General features: G+C 44.0%; 1 protein-coding gene. It reads left to right on the top strand.

Translation table 11 applies throughout. From position 1 onward, the window contains the following. Nucleotides 1-374 (top strand): hypothetical protein (locus E3E24_RS12740; RefSeq protein WP_206205356.1); only part of this gene is annotated, 374 nt, incomplete at its 5' end. Between the last annotated feature and the right edge of the window lie 24 nt (nucleotides 375-398).

Below are 398 nucleotides of genomic sequence, written 5' to 3'. Positions count from 1 at the left end.
AATATCCACCTTACATTACCTACCAGTACAACTGTAAGAGCATCAAGTTGATCAACAAATTGTCGTTCTACGGAGAAACATACACTGACGGTTGGAGCATAGGGGCTACTATCTCGCTTCCACCGGGACTATCGATTCAAGTGTCCGGCGGTAGTTCATGGGTTTCAATAGATGGTTCTTTTGGAGAAGACAGCGTCAGTAATTACGACTCAATATCCCATTCATACGACGGGACACTAACGGTTCATAATTATTTCAAGGTGCGGATTTATAGGGTAAGTTCTAAGCCCATAGCAACATTTGAGGTCAAAAAGGGTATATTTAGAAGTCTCGATACGAGTACATCCGTGGCAGTAGACTCCTCTGCGTTTTGAGGTGAGATCGGAAGAGCATCGGGT

This window comes from Thermococcus sp. LS2 (assembly GCF_012027375.1).
Taxonomy (GTDB): domain Archaea; phylum Methanobacteriota_B; class Thermococci; order Thermococcales; family Thermococcaceae; genus Thermococcus_B.
Note: the sequence above shows the minus strand (reverse complement) of the source record. Positions and strands in the feature narration are given on the sequence as shown.